Consider the following 20,650-nt stretch of genomic DNA (forward strand, 5'->3'; position numbering starts at 1 on the left):
TTGAAAAAGAAGAGAGGACTAAATTTGCAGCCTCTCTTCTAAAATTTTGAAATGTTCGTTTTATCAGATTGGAGCCTTCTTAGAATTCTAAGCTTCCCTCAAGCCTTATGTCTTTTGAAGAGCTGCCTGCCATAATCACAAACTCTCCTGGCTCTGCAATCCAGCAGTCAAGCTCTGGGTTGAAGAATGAAAAATCTTCTTTGCTGAGAGTGAATTGAACTGTCTTAGCCTGCCCCTTATTAAGAGATATTTTCTCAAAGCCCTTCAGCTCTTTAACAGGCCTTTTAAGAGAGCTCTTTTTGTCGTGTATATAGAGCTGTACGGTTTCCTTGCCCATTCTTTTGCCGGTATTCTTAACCGTGAGGGAAACGTTAGCTGAGAACGGCTCTTCACTGGTAATTTTCAGATCGGAATATTCAAAGTTTGTATATGAAAGCCCGTGGCCAAAGGCAAACTCCGGCTCAACGTCCATCGTGTCGTAGTAACGGTATCCCACAAAGATTCCTTCCTTATGATCCACCTCGCCGTTCTCGCCCGGGTATTCGCCGATTGCGAAGGCAGGGGTGTCTTCGAGTCGTTTGGGCAAGGTAACAGGCAGCTTGCCTGAGGGATTAACCTTGTCGAAAATAATATCAGCTATGGCCTCTCCGCCTCTCTGGCCGGCATACCACGCCTGAATCACAGAAGGCACGTCTCCAAGAAAACCGCCCATCTCAACAGGCGAACCGCCCACCAGAACAACAATCGTATTGGGGTTTTCCGCAGCAATTGCCTTGATCTGTTCGACCTGTATGCCCGGGAGCTTCATATCCGGTTTATCTCCGCCTTCGCTGTCGTATTTATGGCTCAGCCCCGCAAATATAACTGCCGCTCCGCAACGGGAAGCCATCTGGGCTTCTTCTCTGAATATCTTGTCATAATTGGGCTCTTTGCCCCAGAGCAGCTCTACAACTGAATCTCTGATGCCGTTGTAATATTCAATTTTTATCTCATAGGTTTGTTTTTTCTCGAGCCTGTATTTGCAGGTTTCAAGTTTTGCAGCGTGGTTGCCCCAGTTATCTATAACAAGCTCGCCGTCGATATACAGTCTTGACCCGTCGTCGCTGTTGAGCCCTAATATATAATTGCCTGTTTCTTCTGCTTTCAAAGCACCAGTCCATCTTACAGAGAAGTTCGTTTTGAGTATTCTCTTTGCCGGCGATTTCCCTGTCCAGTTGAAATTTACCTGACTGTCAGTTTGCACTTCAGCGGGGCTGCCGTCGAAATTTTTGTTATCGTAGTAATGGCCGATGAGCCCGTTTTGATTGGCTGATTTTGAAGTAAGCAGGTTTTTTGCCGGTATGGGCTTCAATTGGTGCGGACCGGTGTATGGTTTGTAATGCAGCTTTGTATTGCTTCCCTCGCAGGCTGTCCGCATGCCTTCCAGCGGGGTGATCTCATAATCGCAGTGAACTGTGCTGCTTCCTCCTGCCCCGCCGTGTTTTCTGTCTGCATTGATGCCAGTGATAAATATAGAATCTAATTCTTTCCTCTCCAGCGGCAGGGCTGCTGGTGAATTTTTCAAAAGCACGATTGCCTCTCTTGCCGTCTCAAGTGCAATCTGTTTGTTTGCCTCTTTATCAAGCTTAGGTCTTTGCCGCTTGGGCGATTCTTTGAGAGCTCCGATTTCATAATGCAGCCTGAGCATCCGCCTTACCATATCATCAACCCTGCTCTCAGGGATCTCTCCATTTCTGCACCCTTCAAGAAGCGGCTCGCCGAGATAGTTGTTATCATTGCCGGGCATTTCGAGGTCGAGCCCGCCCTCAGCAGCATTAACGCTGTGAACAGCTCCCCAGTCGCTCATAACAAGTCCGTCAAAACCCCATCTCTCTTTAAGTATATCGGTTTGGATAAAACCGTTTTCTGAGCAGTAAGTCCCGTTGAGCTTGTTGTATGCGCTCATAACGGTAAGCACATTCCCCTCCTGCACGCTGGCCTTGAAGCCCGGGAAATATATCTCGTGCAGCGTTCTCAAGTCAACATTTTCGCTTATCGTGCGTCTTTGTTCTTCTTGGCTGTTCGCCACGTAGTGCTTTGCGCACGCCGCAACTCCGGTGCTCTGTACGCCCCTGATATATTCGGCGGCAAGCTCTGAAACGAGGTGAGGGTCTTCGCTCATATACTCGAAAAACCGCCCGCATAGCGGGTTTCTGTTGATGCAGATTGCAGGACCTAATATAACATCTCTGCCGGAAGCGACGGTCTCAGTTCCAAGAGCTCTGCCGTAGTCTCTGACGAGCTCTGGGTTCCAAGTAGCTCCCACAGAAATTCCTGTTGGAAAGTAGGTGTGGTTTTCATCTCTGTTCCTCACTCCGTGCGGGCCGTCTGCAAATTCAAGCGGCCTTATCCCGAGCCTCTCTATTGAGGCAGTTGTGAAATGCGTTGCTCCGTGGCATAGGGACACCTTCTCCTCAAGCGTCATTTCGTTAAGAATTTTTTCCACTGTCTCCTCCCTGTGAATACTCGCTTCTGACTTGCCCGAAATGATTGAAATCAAAAGGGCAGCCAGAATAATAGATGTTGATAGTTTTTTTGACTGTGCCATCCTTAAAACCCTTAAAAGTAATCTTAAAATACATTTGATTAACGATTTTAGCAGAATCGGATTCGATAGCAAATATAAACAGCTGTTGTATTTTGCCTTTTCGCACCATTTTCTCATGCAAAGCTTCCGCCAAAATCCTGCGGAGGCTTGTTGGTGAAAAATGATTAAATCCGAGCAATGCAGCGGAGATTGATTGAGTAATCGCAAAACGCAAAATGGTTATGATTTAACGTTAAATGGCCTTTTATAGTGTCCCTGATTTGCTAATATGGGAGTCAACAAGAAACAATAAAATATCAATAACTGAATAGTTAAGACGTTTTAAGAGGTTGATTATGAAAAAAGCATTCACTTTAATAGAGCTCTTGGTAGTTATCTCAATAATTGCTCTCCTGATGGCTGTTTTGATGCCGGCGCTTTCAAAGGCAAGAGAAGCAGCGAAGAAAACAGTATGCAGCAATAACGTGAGGCAGCAGTGCATTGGTGTTAATATGTACGCTACTGAGAATAATTACAAAGTCCCTACAATCGGGGAAGACCTTGCCGGCCAGGGCAACTGGCTCTGGGATCTGAGTTTCTGGACTACAAACCAAATTGCGGAATACGCCGGATTTACCGATAATGAGGTGTTTTTCTGCCCTTCAAACAATCTGCGTGAGCCGGATGATGCCCGCTTCTGGCAGTTTACATGGAGAAGCGGCTGGCCAACCGACGCAACAGCTGGTCCTGTCCCGATTCAGGATGAATCAAAAATGCCCGAACAGGTGCAGAAAGAGCATTACCGCGTTATGCCTTATACCTATATGTTCTACAAGAACCCAACAATGACCCCAAGAGAGCTTGAGACAGGCGAATCTGCAAGCTGGGTTAAGAGTATGGAAGGCGTTGATGAAACCAGCGAAACCCCGTTGATTATGGACAACATCATCAGCGACAGCAGCGGCTCTAATTTCTTCCGGATTCAGGCCGGCGGGGCTTATCATGAGTTTGGCGTGGTTGACAGGTCTAACCACAGATCAAAGAATCAAAACGTGGGCAGAACCGGCGAGCCTGCACCGGACGGTGCCAATATCGGCTACGTTGACGGCCACGTAAGCTGGCGTGATACTGGTCAGTACAGAGATACAGGCGAATTTGAGAATATCAAACACAAGCTTACCACAGGCGGTGTATGGTTCTGGTGGTAGGGCAATTCAATAAAAGCTAATAAAACCTTTGGGGGCCTAAGGAGCAGCTGCTTCACTGCCCCCTTTATTTTATGTGTTTCGAATTTGATAATTTCGTGTAATTAAAAGGAGCTTTGAAATGAGATTCTCTAAAACTGTTTCAATTTGCATTACTGTCTTTCTTATGGTTTCAGTTTCCAGCGTAGTATCGAAAACAGCTGTTAAACACGGGGCTGATATTAATAAGCTAAAGATTTCAGAACAAAGCGGGGCTCCTATTATAGCCCCTGAGATCTACGGGCATTTCTCTGAGCACCTCGGCAGATGCATATACGGCGGGATATGGGTTGGAGAAGATTCCGATATACCAAACGTTAAAGGTATTCGCAAAGATGTGCTTGATGCCCTCAGGAATCTCAATGTTCCTGTACTCCGCTGGCCGGGAGGCTGCTTTGCAGATGAGTACCACTGGAAAGACGGCATCGGCCCGAAAGACCAGCGCCCAGAGATAGTAAACACTCATTGGGGAATGGTAACTGAGGACAACTCTTTTGGCACACACGAATTTATGCGGCTTTGCGAGCTTCTGGACTGCGAGGCGTATATTGCGGGGAATGTAGGCTCGGGAACGCCTGAAGAGATGATGGACTGGGTGGAGTATCTTACGTTTGCAGGGAAAAGCGAGATGGCAAACCTCCGCAGAAAAAACGGCAGAGAAGAGCCTTGGGATGTGAAGTATTTCGGTGTGGGCAATGAAAACTGGGGCTGCGGCGGAAATATGACGCCGGAGTACTATTCTGATGTTTATAAACGCTATCAGACATACGTAAAAAACTACCCGGGCAGCCGAGTTAAAAAGATTGCCTGCGGCCCGAACAGCTGGGACACGCACTGGATGGAAGTGCTGATGAGAAACTGCCGCGGTAAGATGGACGCCATAAGCCTGCATTACTATATTATGACTGGCAGCTGGGGTAATAAAGGCAGCGCTGTTGATTTCGAAGAAAAAGACTGGTTCAAGCTTATGGACAATGCCCTGAAGGTTAGAGATCTGCTTGCCGCTCATATAGAGATTATGGACAAATACGACCCGGACAAAAGCATCGGGCTTTATGTCGATGAATGGGGTACGTGGTGGAATCGTCAGCCCGGCTCAAAGCCAGGCTTTCTGTATCAGCAGAACACTATCAGGGATGCGGTTTCAGCGGGTATATTCCTGAACGAATTTAACAAACACGCCAAACGTGTTAAAATGGCAAACATTGCACAAACTGTCAATGTGCTTCAGGCTATGATACTCACAAAGCAAGAAAAGATGATTCTAACTCCAACCTATCACGTGTTTGAGATGTATAAGCACCATCAGGGTTCCGAGCTTGTAAATTCCAGTCTTGAAGCCCGTTCTTACAGTCTGGGCGGCGAAAATTTACCTGCTCTTAATGTATCTGCTTCAAAAACAGACAACGGGGTTTACGTTACCATCTGTAATATCAATCACCAATCCGGCGAGAAGATTTCTATTGAGGTTGAAGGCAGAGATATCGCAGATGTTTCAGGCAGAACCCTTACAGCAAATAAAATCAACTCACATAACACATTCAGCAGTCCGGGTAATGTTCAGCCCACCGCCCTGAACGACGTGCAAATCAAAGGCAATACGCTCAGCCTCGAACTGCCAGCAAAATCTGTTTCCGCTTTTACTGTTAAACAGAAAAATTGAAATTCAAGGAATAAAATCTGAGCACTCAGGCAGCTGATTGAGCCTATTTGAAGCAGGGTTTTTAAAAGCCCTGCTTTTTTTGGGTGGATTTTCAAAATTTTTCCGAAAAAAACAGAGCCGGCGGGAGTATCATAATAAAGGAATAAAATTTTATTGCGTTTATTATGAGTAATAAGTCGTCAAAAACTAAAGAGTTTACTAATCTTCTAACTGCAAACTATCCCCGCATCTACAATTTCATCCTTACACTTGTCCCGAACAAGGCGGATGCTGATGACATTATGCAGGATACTTCAGTTATTATGCTTCAAAAATTTGACAGCTTTAGGCCTGATTCTGATTTCGTTTCATGGGCCGCTCAGATCGCAAAATATGAATGCCTCAAATATTACCGCAAGAAGAGACGCAAGTCTGTGTTTACAAGCGAGGTGTTTGAGCTGCTCGCGGAAGAAGCCCAATACCAGCAGGATGAGCTTAATAAAAGAATTGAAGCATTAAAAACCTGCGTATCAAAGCAGAACTCAAAAGACTGCCGGCTTATCGATATGCGGTATTTTAAGGGTATGAAGCTCCGCGAGATTGCAGAGCAGACCGAGCGGTCTTTACAGTCGGTTTTCAGGAGTTTTTCAAGAATACACTTGAACCTTATCAAATGCGTCAGAAACACCCTTGAAAGAGAGGGATTATAATATGAATTCGGAAATGTGCAGAGAGCTCAGTCTTCTTATCGAAAGCTCAGTAAACGGTATGCTTACCGACCGGCAGAGACACCGGTTCAACGAAATACTCGCATCAGATAAGCAGGCAAGGGATTTCTATAGAGAATATATTCAGGTTTGCAGCTCGCTCAATTCAATAGGCGGTTATGTCTGCGAGCAGGACAGCTTCTCTCAGGAGAACTGCCTCAATGTCCTTGCAGAGCTTGCATGGTATGAGAAATATGCTCCTGCTGTTTCACGGAGCGAGAAAAAACCTAAAGAGCCTGCAAAGAAAAAGATTAATCAGGATCTCGCCCAAAAACAGCCAAGGCATATAAGCTGGCTTACTGCCGTTTCGGGCGCTGTTTCTGCTGCAGCTATAATATTTTTCCTGATTTATGCAAACTTGTTTGTTCCTGAGATGAAGAAGGTTGCTGCTCTCGAAGACAGCTATCAGGCAGAATGGGGCAGACAGGTTTATAATAAGAAGGATCCGATTTATACCGGCTCTGAAAATATTCAGCTAAAAAAGGGTTTGGCCGAGTTTAAAACCGACAGGGGGGTTAAGCTGGTGGTTGAAGGCCCGGCAGAGTTTCGTTTTTCAAGCATTTCAGAGATTAATCTGGATTACGGTAGTATCTATTCAAATGTCCCTGTGGAAGGCGTGGGTTTTGCAGTGTCCACCGATAACTCAAGAGTGGTTGATCTGGGCACAGAATTCGGCGTTACAGCGGATAAAAAGGGCAGTTCGCAGCTGCATGTATTCAGCGGCAAAACACGCCTTATAAGCAGCAAGGGCTGGCTGAACAATACGGCCTTTGATGTAGTGGAAAGTATGGCCTGCAAGGTAACTGAGGCCTCGCTTGCGGTTGAGAAGATTGAACTGGCAAAAAATAAGTTTGCCCGCCATTTCGATGAAACCGCCAAAGTAGTCTGGAGGGGTGAAAAACGGATTGATTTAGCTGATATTGTGGGTGGGGGAAACGGCTTAGGAACTGGTAAAACAGCTTTCGCTATAAATTCTCTTAATGGAGATTTTGGCCATAGACGATCAATTCGTATGATAATGAAAAGAGCAAACTCTAACAGATTCAATCCCGTGAAAGATTTGCAGTTTATTGATGGTGTTTTTGTGCCTGCATCCGGCAATGGTGAGGTTAAAATAAGCTCAGAAGGCCATTCGTTCAGTTGGATGCCCCGAGCTTCAGGGCGTTACTGGGGGGGTATTATCAATGGGATGGTTCATTTTGAAAATCCTGATGTTTTCAGGCATAATCTAAGCCTCGCCGGCGAGGTTTTGAGGTATCCAAAGGCTAAAGGTATTTTTATGCATCCCAATCAGGGGATAACCTTTGATTTGAGGAGAATCAGAGAGGCGTATGGGAATATATCTCTTGCAGGTTTCACTGCTGAATTTGGCCTTTCCGATACTGTATTCGACAATTCAAAATTGAAACTGAATAAAAACTTCTCAGACACCAATATGCCTTCCTGTGATATCTATGTTTTGCTTGACGGGGAAATGGAATTCCACAAGGAAGCCCAGACACCTCAAGACCAGCCTTGCGATATTGATGTCTCTATTCAGTCTTCAGACGAATTTCTAACTGTGATAACCGCTGTGCCTGCTGACAGAAGGAAAGTAAATTACTGCTGGTCTTTGTTAAAAGATCCTGTCTTAAATCTGGCCGAGAGCCGCTAAAAGATACAGCTTTATTATTTAACAGCTTATCTGCGTTTAAAGGACATTGTAATGGATAAAAGCTTTGTAAGGATGTTTCAAAAAGTTGATAAGATTATTTATCGCTACATAGCCTTTCATGTGTCTGACAAAAATGATGCAGAAGATATAATGCAAGAGGTTTGTCTTGTGATGTGGAAAAAGTACAAGCCTTTTACAGACAGCGAACAGTTTAAGGCATGGGGGCTCACTATCGCCAGGCTTCAGATCCTTCGTTACTACAATCTTCAGAAAAGGCATTGCAAAGTTAATTCTCACGACCCTGAGCTGCTTGAGGCTTTCCGATCCCGTTCCGGAAGATTCAGCCAAAGGCAGAAGTCCGAAATTGAAGAAATGCTGGATAAACAGCTCCAGCTTCTCACGAAAGAAGAGAAAGCCTTTCTCTCTGAACGCTATGAAGACAGGCTTACCCTCAAATCACTTGCTGAAATACACTCCACCTCTATAAGATGCGTTCATTATAAGCTTCAGAAAATCCATAGAAAACTCCGGCGAAAATTGAATATAGAGCTTAGAAGAGAAGATGTTGCTGTTTAAAAACTGAAGTTTCAAATCTCCTTTATTATCTTGCTGTTTTCGCTGAGCGGCTTTTTAAAGATTTTAAACATTTCGCTTGAAACTGGAAGATTTGCCCGCAATCACTATAATCAGATATTTGGTAAATTTGTTCAGTAAATGAAAGCGTTTTGCAGCTTAGAATGAAAAATAAACTCAGCAAGATAGAGAAAAAATGGCAGGTCAAAGACGTTGACAAAGAGAAGATAAAAGATGTTTGCTCCCAGCTCGGTGTAACTCCTGCAGTCGCTCAGGTGCTTATAAACCGAAATATTACGGAGATGGAGGAAGCAAAGAAGTTTCTCAAGCCATCCCTGAAAGATTTAATCCTTCCCGAACGCTTTACGCAGATGGAAGAAGCGGTAGAGAAGATTGTTGAAACGATAAAGGAAGGTAAAAAGGTCTTTGTTTACGGAGATTATGATGTTGACGGGATCACAGCTACATCAATTTTATGCCGCTTCTTTGATGCTGTTGGGGCTAAATACAACTTTTATATTCCCCACAGGATCGAAGAGGGCTACGGGCTTAATACAGCAGCATTAGACGAAATCGCCCAAAGCGGCGCTGCACTGCTAATAACTGTTGACTGCGGCGTTTGCAGCAGCAAAGAGGTGGATTATGCCGTCCAGCTGGGCATGGATGTGGTAATAACAGACCACCACGTTCCTGAAGAGAAGCTCCCCGAGGCTGCTTCCGCTGTAATACACCCTATGCTTGATGACTATCCCAGTCCCAAATCCTGCGGGGCGATGGTGGCGATGAAGCTTGCATGGGCGCTTTGCGAGGAATATCGAGGCAGCGGCCTGTCAGACAAGCAGTGCAGAGATCTCTTGCTAATCTCCACAGATTTCGCCTCTCTGGGCACTGTGGCAGACGTGATGCCTCTCACGGGCGAGAACAGATCGCTAATCAGCTACGGCCTTAATTCTCTGCGTCTCTCGAGCCTTCCCGGGATTAGGGCGTTGATGAACGCTGCCGGCTTGAGCGGCAAATCGCTGGACACCTTTGACCTGAGTTTTAGGATTTCGCCCATGCTTAATGCCGCAGGGAGGATGGGGCATGCCAGGCTCGCTGTGGAACTGCTTACAACAGATAACGATATCAGGGCGCTGAGGATAGCGGAGTATCTCAAGGAGCAGAACAATCAACGCAAAAAGATTGAAAAGAGAATCTTAAAGGAAGCATCCCACCTCATCTCTGCCACAGGACTCGACCATCCAGACAGGCGAAGCATTATCATCGCAGGGGAAGAATGGCATCTTGGGATTGTAGGGATTGTTGCCTCAAGGATTATAGAGAAGTTTTACAAGCCAACTATACTGCTCAATTCAGATGGGAAATTATCAACCGGCTCAGCCCGCACAATAGAAGGTTTCAACATACTGAATGCCATAAATGCCTGCTCAGATCATCTTGTGAAATTTGGCGGTCATTCCGAGGCAGCGGGCATAACAATCGAAACAGAAAATCTCCCGCGATTTGTGGAAGATTTTGAAGAGTATGCCAAAGAGAACGTTTCTGATGATATCCTAGTACAAAAGCTTGAAATTGAAGGCTGGTTCGGCATTAAGAACTTCAGCCCCAAAACTTTTCAGCAGCTCGAGAAGATTGCCCCTTTCGGCAAGGGCAATCCCAGACCGTTATTTGCAGCAAGGGGGATTAGGCTCGAGGGGAGCCCGCAGAAAATAGGGGCAGCAAAAGAGCACCTTCGCTTTGTGATAAGGGATGCGGGAGGCAGAATGCCCTGTGTTGCTTTTAAGATGGCTTCATATTACAATAAACTTCTCGAAAGCGATTATTTTTCTGTTGCATTCGAGCCGATTTTTAACGAGTACAATGGTGAAAAGAGACCTCAGTTTGTTATTCGGGATTTCAAATTTGATTGATAAACACAAAATTCGATGCCCAGTTTTTGACCTTGATGACACTCTCTATCCCGAGAGGGACTACTGTCTCTCCGGCTTCAAGTCGCTTGGAATTGAGTTTTCGCAGGTGTTCGGAGTCTCGCCTGATGTCCTTACGGAAAAGCTTACAGAAAGCTTTAACCTCGCCGGCGACGGGAAAGTTTTCAACAGAGCACTTGATAGCCTCGGAGCGGTTTATTCCAGAGAGCTTATTATGGAGATGGTGGAAAAATACAGATCTCACAGCCCTGATATCACTCTCCCTGAAAGCGTATGGAATCTGCTCGAAAGGCTTCGGAGCAGATACACGCTCGCCCTTATCACAGACGGCTTCCTTCCTGCACAGGAGCTCAAAATTGAGGCCTTGGGCATTAAAGGCTTTTTTGATTATATAATCTGCACAGAGAAGCTCGGCAGGGACTTCTGGAAACCTGCACCGAAGGCGTTCAATATGATTTTGGAAAAGGGCGGTTTTGCCCCTGATGAGTGCGTTTACATTGCTGATAATCCTGAAAAAGATTTCAAGGCCCCGAACCATCTTGGATGGCGTACGATAATGATAAAGGCTCCCAAGAATATGAACACAGATGCCTCTTTGTCCGCAGAGTATTTGCCCGAAACTATAATCGATTCATTTGAAGACCTTGGAAAAATTCTCTTATGAGTATGGAAATTGAATATAAAGCAAAATTAGATTCACTGTCGATTTTCCTTGAGAAACTCAGCAGAAAAGGCGCTGTGCTTGGAAGTTCTGTACTTCAAAGAGATTACTACTTTGACGATAATGACGCGTCGGTTTACTCCCGCGGAGAATCCCTGAGGCTGAGGAAAGAGAAAGATTTGAACACGGGCAAAGATGACTGCTGGCTGTGCTTCAAGGGCAAACGGGAAGATTCTAAGATCAAAACGAGGAGTGAAAACGAAACCAGAATCGATAATTTCCCGGAAATGAAACTTATCCTCGAAGGGCTTGGCTATTCAGTATCCCTTGCCTTTGAGAAAAAACGATTCCACTGGCATTTTCAAAACTGCCTTATATGTATTGATACTTTACCGCATATAGGTGATTTCGTTGAGGTTGAGGGCGAAGATGAAGAGAGCGTAAATGCGGTATGCACCGAGCTCGAACTCTCCCTGCCCCCGGAGAAATGCTCCTACGCTGAGGCTGTGGTAAAAAAATGCGAGGAAAAAGGCTTTCATAAGAGGTGCTTTTTCTTTGAAACTGTTTCGGAAAAAGACGGTAAAAAAGATGCTCCGGACATTTCGCCACTATCCGGAAAAATCGCATTCGTGGTAAACCGCAGCTCAGGGTCAGGGGAATCCGTAAAGCTTGCAGAACAGGTGTATGAGTATTTCGGCAGGCAGGGGCTCAATACTCACTTCTACGATTCAAAATCCTTCGAAAAGATAAAGGCCTGCCTTGAGGAGCTTGCAGGCGATGAGAGCTGCTCGCTTATTGTTGTATGCGGAGGCGACGGCACTGTAAGATGCTCTATTGATGCTGTCTGCGGCACGCAGAAGCCTCTTATGCTCATCCCGGGCGGCACGGAAAACCTTCTATCCAAGGAGCTGGGCTACCAGAGAAGCCTTGAGCATTACAAAAAGATATTAGCAGAGGGAAGGCTCCGCAACCTTGATGTTGCCAAGGTGAACGGACTTACATTCACCTCAGTTCTCGGTATAGGTTACGATGCGGAAACTGTTGAGATGCTTTCCAAAACGAGGAAGGGCAACATTACCCATATCGATTATCTCTGGCCTGCGTGGAAGGCCTTTTGGAGCCACGAGATACCGAATATGAAAGTCTCGGCAGACGGAGAGGACGTTTTTTCCGGCAAAGCAATTCTCTTCATCGGCAACATCTCGCGATACGCAACAGGTATGCGGATTCTAAGTGAAGCCGATTACAACGATGGTTTACTTGATCTGTGTATTATGCCCTGCGAGAATAAGAACGACCTGCTCAGATATATCGTGATGAGCCTTTTTCAGATGAACAGCTACTGCACAGAAAATATCTACAGGCAGTGCCGGAATATCTCAATCACCTCGCTCGGAGGGAGCGTTGTATCGCAGATCGATGGAGACCCCGGACCGAAGCTCCCGCTTGAGATAAAGGTGCTCCCTTCTGCTGTGAAGGTTCTTACTGCGTAAAAGCAGCCGCACATCACTGAATCAGCTAACCGCTTTACGCATATTGTTTGGCGTAGGGATCTCTGGTTTTCTCAAGCCAGTTTTGAAGCTCTTTGTGCATAATTTCAGCCACATCTTTCTTCTGGTATGCTATATTTTGCATTTGATAGGGATCCCTCTTTCGATCAAAGAGCCTTATCTGTTTCTTCCCTTTTCTCAGCTTCACTTCATAGGTGTATCTGTCGCTGCGAACGCCCCGAGCGCCGATTTCCTCGCTTCCGGGCGAAATGAAAAAGCTCGTATTAGGCCTTTCAAATTCCTTGCCTTCAAACACCTTAGAGAAATCCGTTCCTTCTGCCTGCTTGGGAATATGCTTTTCTAATCCCATAAGCCCAAGCAGGGTGGGCATCGTATCGGGCACATTTATGTGCAGGCCGTCTTTGCCGGGCATTATCTTATCCGGCCAGCGAACCATAAGAGGTATTCTGAAGGATTCCTCGTATATAACGCCTTTGCCCTTGCGGTTGTGGCTGCCCATCATCTCACCGTGGTCGGCAGTGAAAACTACGATTGTATTTTCTTTCTCGCCGGATTTCTCCAGAGCGTCCATAATCATCCCGAACGCGTCATCCACTCCTGCAACCTGAGCGAAATAATCCTTAGCAATCCTGCCTGCAAGTTTCCTGTCCGCATTTGGCCTGTTGATAAGCTTATCGAGACTCTTATCTTTGAATAGCTTTTTGTATTTATCAGGTACGAGGTGATAAGGCGGATGAGGCGGATTCATAGCAGCAAACAATGCAAAGGGTTTGCCGGAGTCTCTCATCTTTCCGTCTTCGTTCTTTATATATTTCTCTGCAGTTTCAGCCTCATGTATGGGGGAATACTGATCGAAGAACGCCTTATCGTCCTCTCCCGCATCTTTAATCCAGTAGTGCGGGTTCATATGGCGGTCCTTGCAGTTGTAGGCGTGCCAGTAGTCTATGCTGTGTCTACGCTTTGGGGGCACGTAGCAGTCCCACTGAGCCTTCTTCCAGTGATCTGCAACCGGCACTCCCCGCGGAGTGTCCAGATGCCATTTGCCCAGATACCCAATTTGGTAGTCAGCGTTCGATAAAGCATCGGTAAAAGTTACTTCATCATTCCGCAGATAGATATCAGGTTGCGAGGAATTGCAATTTGTGGTTATGCCGGTGGTATAAGGCCATTTGCCTGTCATAAGCATGCCGCGATAAGGGCTGCAAAGCGGCCTGTTGCTTACTGCATTATAAAAATTCAGCGATTCTCTGGCGAATTTGTTTAAGTTCGGCGTGATTGTAGGATCTTCACCGGTAAAGCCGAGAGCCTGCACCCTGAACTGGTCTGGAAAGATGAAAAGCAGGTTTGGTTTCTTTTTCGCCGTTCTCGCCAGCAAACCCTTCCCTGCTGCACCGCTGATTACAGCAGCCGCGCTTGATTTGAGAAAATCTCTTCTTTGCATTCTAAGCCTCTCAATACTGAATTACTTAATGTTTCTGTAATAGTATGTTGTGATGGAATGATTTTTTCCAAAAAATGATTTAATTTTTTCTTGTTTTCAGATTTGAGGGGTTCAGGCAAATTTCCAGCAGGCTACCTTGTGTTCCCTTGCGAAGCTTGATTCAGTTAGCTTCTGAACTTCTTCAGCGCATCTCTGCTCTGCATACCGGCACCTCGGATGGAAAGGGCAGCCGCTTGGCGGATTGATTGGGCTTGGAACCTCGCCTTCCAGCACTATTCTTTTCAGTCCGGAAGATGGTTCAGGACGCGGTATTGCGCTCATTAGAGCCTTTGTGTATGGGTGGATGGGGTTTTTGTAAAGTTCGTCAGCTTTTGATATTTCAACAATCCGCCCTAAATACATAACCGCAACGATATCGCTAATATGCTCCACGACAGCCAAATCGTGGGCGATAAAAAGGTATGTTAGGCCGAATTCATCCTGCAAGTCCATAAGCAGATTTATTATCTGAGACTGAAGAGATACATCAAGCGCGCTTACCGCCTCATCGCAGACAATGAAGTTTGGATTGAGGGCAAGAGCTCTTGCAATGCCGATCCTCTGCCGCTGCCCGCCTGAGAATTCGTGGGGGTATCTGTTGATAAAATCCGGCGAAAGCCCTGTGCGGGAGAGCAGATCAGCCACTAACTCACGGCGTTTTTCGCCCTTGGCTATTTTATGAACGCTGAGCGCCTCGCCAACGATTTTGCCCACTGTCATTCTTGGATTGAGTGAGCCGTAGGGGTCTTGGAAGATGATCTGCATATCTCTTCTGAGTTCGGTTAGTTCTTTTTTTCCTGCATCCAAAACGTTTCTGTCTTTGTAGAACACTTTACCTGAACTGCTTGTTACAAGCCGAAGCATAGTGCGCCCTATGGTTGTTTTTCCGCATCCGCTTTCGCCTACCAGCCCGAGGGTTTTGCCCTGAGGAATCTCAAAGCTCACCCCGTCAACCGCCTTCACATAGCCTGTAATCTTAGAGAAAAGGCCTTTTCGCACTGGGAAATGGGTTTTCAAGTTTTCAACTTTTATCAGCTTCTCACTCATCTTGCCACTTCCAGCACGAAACAAATCTATTATTGCCGGCAGGCTCAAGCTGCGGCTCATTCTCTATGCACTGCGGATCTGAATGCCCCAGCGGGCATCTCGGGTGAAATTTGCATCCCGAAGGAAATTCCAGAGGATCCGGAACAGTTCCTTTTATCGTATCCAGCCTTCCCCTTTTTTCCCCAAGCTTCGGCAAAGACTGCATCAGCCCCTTGGTATAAGGGTGTTTGGGGGTATCGAAAATATCCTTCACGCCCGCCTTCTCAACCATCTTTGATGCATACATAACTGCAACCCTGTCTGCATTCTCTGCAACCACGCCGAGATCGTGAGTTATCAGCAGTATGCTCATACTTGTTTCCCTTTGAATCCTCTTGAGAAGCTCAAGTATCTGTGCCTGCACTGTTACATCAAGCGCTGTTGTAGGTTCATCCGCTATAAGGAGAGAGGGGCTGCAGCTCAAAGCCATCGCAATCATTACTCTCTGCCTCATCCCGCCTGAGAGTTGATGGGGATACTCATCCAGCCTTGCAAGGGGATCGGGAATGCCGACAAGACCGAGCATTTCCGCTGCTCGCTTTTCTGCCTCTTCCAGATCTATCTTTTCATGGGCGAGTATGGTTTCGATTATCTGATCTCCGATAGTATAAACCGGATTGAGGCTTGTCATAGGCTCCTGAAATATCATTGCTATCTCGCTGCCGCGAAGAGTTCTGAGCTGTTTTTCTTCAAGATTGAGAAGGTTCTGTCCCTTATACAATATTTCTCCCTGCTTTATTTTAGCAGGAGGATCGGGAAGAAGCCCCAAAACCGAAAGAGAGCTCACACTTTTCCCGCAGCCGCTCTCGCCTACAAGAGCCACTGTCTCGCCTTCATTTATATCCAGCGAAAGGCCTGAAACGGCCTTAACCTCGCCTTCATCGGTGTAAAAGCTTACGTAAAGGTCATCTATTTTCAGAACCTGTTTGCTCATTCTCGCCATTCTCTTCAGCTGGTGCTTGGGAATCTGTTTCTGGAGCCTGTGTGGAGCGCTGTTTCTGTCTTTCTATTTCGGCCTGCTTCTGCGCCTCTTTAACGTAATCGGGCTTGAGCTCTTTGAGCTTAGCTTGCCAAAACTCATTTTTCCATTTAGGGTCGGATTCGAGAACATCAAAAGAATGTATCTTGTCCTCGCTGCTGAGTTCCGTGCTGGATAGGCCGCATTTTATCTGGTAATACTTCGCCCGCGCCCATCTCCACGGGTCAAATTCGCCCTGTGAGGCGATGGATCTGGCTATTTTGCCCCAAATCGCCGCTGCTTCTACAAACTCAGTTTTGTTCATAAGCTGCCTTGCCAGAACTCGGTTGTAATTCAAACCGTTGGTAACCTGTTCGGAGTAATCCTCCATTGTCAGATCGCCTCTGCTGCTGGATATAGCAATAGCCTCCTGATAGGTAAGCTGAATGCGGTCGGGCATACCCTTAGTATATTTGCGTCTGATGAATCTTGCTATCTCTGATATATATCTCTCTGCTGTATCTCTGGATTCTGCGTTGGCGAAGTTTGTTTCGGCCTTGGCCATATATTTTTGAAGCACATAGCTGTAACACTCTTTCGTTGGGTTTATATCGTAAGAAAGCTGCTCGTAAAGCAGTTCTGCTGCCTGATTTAATTTGCCCGATTCTGCCAATGAACGCGAGTACAAATCTATAACATCCGCATAAAAATAAGGGTCGTCATCTCTTTCGAGCATCTCGTAGATCTCTCGAATCTCTTTGAGAACAGTTTCGCCGTTTTCAAATTTGTAAACTAAGATTTCAAAGCGTGCCTGAGTTTTATATTTGCCGCCTGATTCAAAAGTCTTTTTGAATGTAGCAAGCGATTCTTCTGGCCTTCTCTCTTTGAGCTGCACTGCATAAAGAAAAGATATTTCTTCATCTGCATCTTCCCCCGCAAGCTCTTTGTACTTATCGAATATCTCAATAACACGTTCCTTCTCAGCCTCACTGCCTGTTTTCAGGGTTTCATAGCCTGCCGCTGCGGCGGTAGTATAGATATTCAAATCCGTAACCGCTGGATACATCTTTTCAAAATTATCTTTCAGTTTAATTGCTTTAGAGGCATAATCGAAGGCCTTTTTATCGTTTTGGCCTATCAGCTTTGTAGCCGCTGCGTAGTTTATCACCTTGCTCTGATAGGATACATCCGCCGCTGAGGCGATAATGAACGAGTCAAAGTTTTTGGATTTATTTAGTAGAGCGGAATATATAATCAGCTCCCTCTCCACTGGGCTCATTGAGTTTACCTGCTCAAGGAGCTCGCCTTCTTCAAGCATCCTTTTTGCTTTCTTGAAGGCAATTCTTGAAATCCTTTCGGTCAGCCCTTGCCATTTCTTTAAAAGTTCAAGCAGAAGGCTTCCCTCGCCCACTTCCAGCTCAAGAAAGGCAAACTGTATGGAAAGGTCCGGATAGTTCCAGATTCCCTTGTCCCTGTATCGGCTGATAATACGCTGAAGCTCATCGTTCCCGAAAGGACGCAGGATCCTGAGCCTGTAGATTTCTGCTTCGAAATGTTCCAGAGAGTTACGCTCGGTGTTTACAAATGTCTGCTCTAAATCGTTGAATATTCTGTTCTCAAAGGCCTCCCCTTCGCCTGCCTTGAGATATCTGGCCTTCACTTTGAGCAGGAATAGCTTGGAAAGAGGCACACTGTCCTGAATTTCGTTTATCTCTTCAATAACCTTGTCCGCAGCCGCCTGCTGCGCATTGCCGCTGAGGCTCAGGGCTTGCAGGTATTTGGCATCCTGCAGCATAAATTTTAATTGATTGGTGAGGTTATTGCTTCTCCTCCAGAGCTGGTTTTTGCCGTACTTCAAGTCCCATGTTCTGTGATGGTATTTTTCGATTCTTTTCTGAACAGCCGCGTGGTTTTCCTGCACTTCTTTAAGGCGGGTTAAGGCCTGCGATGTTAAGCTGTAAAGCTTCTTTTGTGATTCGGGATTTGTTATTTCTTCCCTGTAATAGTATTCAATCAGATGAGGGAAGCAGGCCTCCTGAAGCTTATTGTAGATTTTCATTGCAGCGTTTTCATTGCTGATTATATCGTTCTTCTCAGGAAGGTCCTGCGCAAATGCCGAGAAACACAGAAGCAGGGCTGTAAGGAGTGTGGTTTTATTCATTTTAATCCATCAAGAAGGTTATATTCTCAATTCCAAGTCCGTACATAATATTGTAAAATTTTGCCAGATGATCCCATTTGAGGTCTTCAGAGCATGCAAGTTCCAGTGGATCCTCAACGCTTCTGTTCTGCGTTGTGTAAAAATCGAAGAAATTCGCTGCTATTTGATCCATAGCCTCGGGGGAAGTGGTTTCGGCCATCACCTCATTCTCGCCGTAACGTATTATCATCCCCTCCTGCTCTGAATCAAGCTCAACAATCAGCGGATCAATCAGCACTGTACTTGCAGCACCAGCGAGGTTGGTAGTGGGCAGTCCCATAGGCAGCTCGCCCTCTGTAGGCCGGAAACGTGTTGTGGCTACAAAGAAAACCAAAAGCAGGAAAACAATATCTGTAAGAGCGGTGATTTGAAACTTCAACCCTGAGGAAGAGCTTTTGATACGTTTTACGATATTTGCACGTATTGAAAAATATTTTCGCTTTTGTTGGAATGCCATATCTGTGAATCGCCTTATTTCTTAAATTCGCCTACGTCCGGCAGATCTTTAATCGAATCGAGGCCGAAGAGTTCCAGAAATTTCTTTGTCGTTCCGTAGAGTACAGGCCTTCCCAGAATCTCTGCTCTCCCGGCCATTTTCACCAGCCCTTTGTTCATAAGGCCTCGGATAATCTCGCCTGAAGATACGCCTCTTATAGATTCAACATCCGCCCTGATAACAGGCTGCTTATACGCTATCACCGAAAGCGTTTCAAGGGCGGCCTGAGAGAGCTTGCTTTCCTTTTTCTCGCTGATGAGCTTTTTGAGCCAGGCATTATAAACGCTGTGGGTAAGCATCTGGTATCCGCCCGCAATTTTCTCAATCTTAAAGGCCGAATTACGCTCCTGATATGCGCTGTTGAGCTTTTCTACAGCCTCATCTATATCCTTGGGCGAATTTACCTCGGCAATATTAGCAAGCTTGGCAGCTGTTATAGGCTCATCGCAGGCGAATAATGCTGCCTCAACCACCGATTCCAGCGTGGTTTCGATAAAAGCGTTTTCATCACTGCCTGGATTCTCAGCCTCATTCTGGGCGTTTTCGGCTTGCTCTAAGCCGCAGTTGTCCTGAAGCTCTGTTGCCTGTTTATTTTCGAATGAACTATTACTCACTCAGCTAACCCGTCCGGTATTAAATACAATTCTGCCTTCGGTACGAAATTTTATTAGTTTTCCGCTTGAGTTCAAGGTTTAACCCACGAGATTAGTGATATTTGGATTATCTTGAGTTTAAAAGTTGTGCGGTTATAGAATAACTTCCCAAGATATATCGCCGTTGAGCTTTATTTTTCCGCTCATTCAGGAGTGCCGGAGGGCTTTTCTATCTTTGCAGATTTCGGCAGAGCAGGCCCGAAAACAGGCATATCATCTTCAGCCCATTCTATTTTCTGGAGTCTTGGGGAGCGGGAATTCCCGCAGCCGTCATCCGGATTGTCGTTTGCGTGGTAGATTATCCAGTCTTCCGTGCCGTCCGGGCTTTTGATAAAGCCATTATGTCCGGTTGCGTAAACTTCATTTTCCGGGCACTGCTGGAATACCGGCTCTTTAGATTTCTCCCAGCTTTCCGGATTCATTGGATCGCTCTGAATATCTGCGGTAAGCATGCCAAGGGCGTAATTCGGTGTCCAGCACCCGCTGCACGAGTAAACTATGTGCATTTTTTCGCCATGGCGGATAAATTGAGGCCCCTCATTAACGTATATCGGGGAATCGGGGCTCCAGCCCTTATCATAATCCCAGTTTCTCTCCCAGTCGTATTCGGGCTCGCTGAGCTGAACCCTCTCAGAGCTCACAGTCCACGGGTTTTCCATCTCAGCAATATAAATCCGTTGGGTTTCCACGTGCACCTTATCTTCTTCCCAGCCAGACCAGATAAAATAGAGTTTTCCATTATGTTCAAAAATTGAGCCGTCTATAGCCCAGTTATCCCCGGGCATGGTTTTGATCCTTGCTTTCATCTTAAACTCGCCCTCGTAAGGGTCTGGGTTTTTGTTTTCCAGCACAAACATCCTGTGGTTATGGTGATTCCCGTCATCTGCGGCATAGTAAACATGCCATGCGCCCCTGATAAAATGAATCTCCGGAGCCCAGAGATTCTTGGAATGCGGCGTGCCCTCCGGTGCCTGCCAGATTACCTTCCTCTCAGCATTGGCAAGCTCGGTTATATCTGCTGTTTTCAGCAGAAGCAGTGATTCGCCTTGGGATTTGATATAGTAATAGTATCCATCCTTGTAAAATGCCCACGGATCCGGCCCCGATTCAAGCAGGGGATTGGTGAAGGTTTGCGCGGAATCAGTTGTTTTGGCAGTGCATCCGCTGATACACAGCCCGACCGATATAATCAGCAGAGTAATTAACTTAAATCTCATTTTCTTTTCCTTTT

General features: G+C 46.0%; 16 protein-coding genes. 8 read left to right on the forward strand and 8 right to left on the reverse strand.

Annotated features, from left to right (window positions below; translation table 11 throughout):
* Nucleotides 1-79: 79 nt before the first annotated feature.
* Nucleotides 80-2,485 (reverse strand): glycoside hydrolase family 3 C-terminal domain-containing protein, encoded by a 2,406-nt coding sequence (locus STSP1_RS00925; RefSeq protein ID WP_161491546.1) that lies wholly within the window; start codon nt 2,483-2,485, stop codon nt 80-82.
* Between the two features lie 437 nt (nt 2,486-2,922).
* On the opposite strand from STSP1_RS00925, the gene STSP1_RS00930 reads away from it, so the two are divergent.
* The 8 genes from STSP1_RS00930 (at nt 2,923) to cyaB (ending at nt 12,528) form a co-directional block, all read left to right on the forward strand.
* Nucleotides 2,923-3,774 (forward strand): prepilin-type N-terminal cleavage/methylation domain-containing protein, encoded by an 852-nt coding sequence (locus STSP1_RS00930; RefSeq protein ID WP_085754546.1) that lies wholly within the window; start codon nt 2,923-2,925, stop codon nt 3,772-3,774.
* A 163-nt stretch (nt 3,775-3,937) separates the two neighbouring features.
* Nucleotides 3,938-5,473 (forward strand): alpha-N-arabinofuranosidase, encoded by a 1,536-nt coding sequence (locus STSP1_RS00935; protein WP_118158581.1) that lies wholly within the window; start codon nt 3,938-3,940, stop codon nt 5,471-5,473.
* Nucleotides 5,474-5,637: 164 nt separating this feature from the next.
* Nucleotides 5,638-6,162, forward strand: a complete 525-nt coding sequence (locus STSP1_RS00940) for a sigma-70 family RNA polymerase sigma factor (protein WP_085754548.1) — start codon at nt 5,638-5,640, stop codon at nt 6,160-6,162.
* 1 nt (nt 6,163) lies between these two features.
* Nucleotides 6,164-7,873, forward strand: a complete 1,710-nt coding sequence (locus tag STSP1_RS00945; protein ID WP_085754549.1) for a FecR family protein — start codon at nt 6,164-6,166, stop codon at nt 7,871-7,873.
* Nucleotides 7,874-7,924: 51 nt separating this feature from the next.
* Entirely contained in the window at nt 7,925-8,449 is a 525-nt protein-coding gene (locus STSP1_RS00950; protein ID WP_085754550.1) for an RNA polymerase sigma factor, read from the forward strand.
* A gap of 161 nt (nt 8,450-8,610) precedes the next feature.
* Nucleotides 8,611-10,356 (forward strand): single-stranded-DNA-specific exonuclease RecJ, encoded by a 1,746-nt coding sequence (gene recJ, locus STSP1_RS00955; protein WP_085754551.1) that lies wholly within the window; start codon nt 8,611-8,613, stop codon nt 10,354-10,356.
* Nucleotides 10,349-11,038, forward strand: a complete 690-nt coding sequence (locus tag STSP1_RS00960; RefSeq protein WP_161491548.1) for an HAD family hydrolase — start codon at nt 10,349-10,351, stop codon at nt 11,036-11,038. Before recJ ends, STSP1_RS00960 begins: the two co-directional genes overlap by 8 nt.
* Nucleotides 11,035-12,528, forward strand: a complete 1,494-nt coding sequence (gene cyaB, locus STSP1_RS00965; RefSeq protein WP_085754553.1) for a class IV adenylate cyclase — start codon at nt 11,035-11,037, stop codon at nt 12,526-12,528. Before STSP1_RS00960 ends, cyaB begins: the two co-directional genes overlap by 4 nt.
* A gap of 34 nt (nt 12,529-12,562) precedes the next feature.
* On the opposite strand, the gene STSP1_RS00970 is transcribed toward cyaB, so the two are convergent.
* The 7 genes from STSP1_RS00970 to STSP1_RS01000 all read right to left on the reverse strand — a co-directional run bounded on the left by STSP1_RS00970 (nt 12,563) and on the right by STSP1_RS01000 (nt 20,636).
* Complete coding sequence (locus STSP1_RS00970) at nt 12,563-13,987, reverse strand: sulfatase family protein (protein ID WP_085754554.1); 1,425 nt, start codon at nt 13,985-13,987, stop codon at nt 12,563-12,565.
* 111 nt (nt 13,988-14,098) lie between these two features.
* Entirely contained in the window at nt 14,099-15,073 is a 975-nt protein-coding gene (locus STSP1_RS00975; protein ID WP_085754555.1) for an ABC transporter ATP-binding protein, read from the reverse strand.
* On the reverse strand, nt 15,066-16,046 hold the full coding sequence (locus STSP1_RS00980; protein WP_085756631.1) for an ABC transporter ATP-binding protein: 981 nt from the start codon (nt 16,044-16,046) through the stop codon (nt 15,066-15,068). Before STSP1_RS00980 ends, STSP1_RS00975 begins: the two co-directional genes overlap by 8 nt.
* Nucleotides 16,018-18,231: a hypothetical protein gene (locus tag STSP1_RS00985; RefSeq protein WP_085754556.1), complete on the reverse strand. Its 2,214-nt coding sequence runs from the start codon at nt 18,229-18,231 to the stop codon at nt 16,018-16,020. The genes STSP1_RS00980 and STSP1_RS00985 overlap by 29 nt, the downstream gene beginning before the upstream one ends.
* A 1-nt stretch (nt 18,232) precedes the next feature.
* On the reverse strand, nt 18,233-18,727 hold the full coding sequence (locus STSP1_RS00990; protein ID WP_085754557.1) for an ExbD/TolR family protein: 495 nt from the start codon (nt 18,725-18,727) through the stop codon (nt 18,233-18,235).
* A 14-nt stretch (nt 18,728-18,741) separates the two neighbouring features.
* Nucleotides 18,742-19,380, reverse strand: a complete 639-nt coding sequence (scpB, locus tag STSP1_RS00995) for an SMC-Scp complex subunit ScpB (RefSeq protein WP_226997492.1) — start codon at nt 19,378-19,380, stop codon at nt 18,742-18,744.
* Between the two features lie 182 nt (nt 19,381-19,562).
* On the reverse strand, nt 19,563-20,636 hold the full coding sequence (locus STSP1_RS01000; RefSeq protein WP_085756633.1) for a glycoside hydrolase family 43 protein: 1,074 nt from the start codon (nt 20,634-20,636) through the stop codon (nt 19,563-19,565).
* Nucleotides 20,637-20,650: the final 14 nt, after the last annotated feature.

The sequence above is a fragment of the Sedimentisphaera salicampi genome, assembly GCF_002117005.1.
Classification (GTDB): domain Bacteria; phylum Planctomycetota; class Phycisphaerae; order Sedimentisphaerales; family Sedimentisphaeraceae; genus Sedimentisphaera; species Sedimentisphaera salicampi.

Bases quoted from the DNA above. Each gene is read 5' to 3' on its own strand.
- STSP1_RS00990 (WP_085754557.1), bottom strand. From the start codon at position 18,727: ATGGCATTCCAACAAAAGCGAAAATATTTTTCAATACGTGCAAATATC.
- STSP1_RS00985 (WP_085754556.1), bottom strand. From the start codon at position 18,231: ATGAATAAAACCACACTCCTTACAGCCCTGCTTCTGTGTTTCTCGGCA.
- cyaB (WP_085754553.1), top strand. From the start codon at position 11,035: ATGAGTATGGAAATTGAATATAAAGCAAAATTAGATTCACTGTCGATT.
- STSP1_RS00970 (WP_085754554.1), bottom strand. From the start codon at position 13,987: ATGCAAAGAAGAGATTTTCTCAAATCAAGCGCGGCTGCTGTAATCAGC.
- STSP1_RS00950 (WP_085754550.1), top strand. From the start codon at position 7,925: ATGGATAAAAGCTTTGTAAGGATGTTTCAAAAAGTTGATAAGATTATT.
- STSP1_RS00975 (WP_085754555.1), bottom strand. From the start codon at position 15,073: ATGAGTGAGAAGCTGATAAAAGTTGAAAACTTGAAAACCCATTTCCCA.
- recJ (WP_085754551.1), top strand. From the start codon at position 8,611: ATGAAAAATAAACTCAGCAAGATAGAGAAAAAATGGCAGGTCAAAGAC.
- STSP1_RS00945 (WP_085754549.1), top strand. From the start codon at position 6,164: ATGAATTCGGAAATGTGCAGAGAGCTCAGTCTTCTTATCGAAAGCTCA.
- STSP1_RS00940 (WP_085754548.1), top strand. From the start codon at position 5,638: ATGAGTAATAAGTCGTCAAAAACTAAAGAGTTTACTAATCTTCTAACT.
- STSP1_RS01000 (WP_085756633.1), bottom strand. From the start codon at position 20,636: ATGAGATTTAAGTTAATTACTCTGCTGATTATATCGGTCGGGCTGTGT.
- STSP1_RS00980 (WP_085756631.1), bottom strand. From the start codon at position 16,046: ATGAGCAAACAGGTTCTGAAAATAGATGACCTTTACGTAAGCTTTTAC.
- STSP1_RS00935 (WP_118158581.1), top strand. From the start codon at position 3,938: ATGGTTTCAGTTTCCAGCGTAGTATCGAAAACAGCTGTTAAACACGGG.
- STSP1_RS00930 (WP_085754546.1), top strand. From the start codon at position 2,923: ATGAAAAAAGCATTCACTTTAATAGAGCTCTTGGTAGTTATCTCAATA.